Source organism: Campylobacter magnus (assembly GCF_028649595.1).
Classification (GTDB): Bacteria; Campylobacterota; Campylobacteria; order Campylobacterales; family Campylobacteraceae; genus Campylobacter; species Campylobacter magnus.
Window position 1 is genome coordinate 1 of sequence record NZ_JAQSLK010000019.1, and the last position, 329, is coordinate 329.

At 32.8% G+C, this 329-nt stretch carries 1 tRNA gene; it reads left to right on the forward strand.

Features of this window, described 5'->3' with window-relative positions:
* The first annotated feature begins 127 nt into the window (after positions 1-127).
* Positions 128-203, forward strand: a tRNA-Ala gene (locus PTQ34_RS08810).
* The last annotated feature ends 126 nt before the right edge of the window (positions 204-329 follow it).

A 329-nucleotide genomic window follows, 5' to 3' on the forward strand; every position in this document is an offset into this window, starting at 1 on the left:
CTTTCTAGAGTACAAATGAATACTCTCTCACAAGGTATTCATCAGCTGATATTTTTCAGCATTTTTAAAAAATAATGCTTGGTTAGAGCTTGTTTAGATTTCAGGGATTGAGATTTGTATTTTTTATGGGGAATTAGCTCAGCTGGGAGAGCGCCTGCTTTGCACGCAGGAGGTCAGCGGTTCGATCCCGCTATTCTCCACCATTTTTGAAATTACTCAAATGTTATTTAATTTACCAATGTTAAAAGTCAATAAGTTTAATACAATTTTACAGGACTTGTTAAAGCTTTGATTTTTCATTTTTGCAAATATAAAGTTTAATTCTAGAA